Below are 203 nucleotides of genomic sequence, written 5' to 3' on the forward strand. Positions count from 1 at the left end.
CCTTGGGGAATAGGCGCTTCTTTTGTACGTCCTTGCGATAAAATTATCTCTGTTTCTGGTGATGGGGGATTTATGCAATCTTCAATGGAGCTAGAAACCGCAGTTCGTCTTAATACCAATATATTGCATATTATCTGGGTTGATAATGCTTATAATATGGTGGAGATGCAAGAAGAAGTAAAATATGGCCGTCCTTCTGGCGT

General features: G+C 40.4%; 1 protein-coding gene. It reads left to right on the top strand.

Going from position 1 to position 203, the window contains the following annotated elements:
• The coding region (locus tag HMPREF2886_RS32575) for a thiamine pyrophosphate-dependent enzyme (RefSeq protein WP_256562475.1) at positions 1 to 203 on the top strand (203 nt) is incomplete at both ends.

This window comes from Pseudomonas sp. HMSC066A08 (assembly GCF_001813025.1).
Lineage (GTDB): Bacteria > Pseudomonadota > Gammaproteobacteria > Pseudomonadales > Pseudomonadaceae > Pseudomonas > Pseudomonas aeruginosa.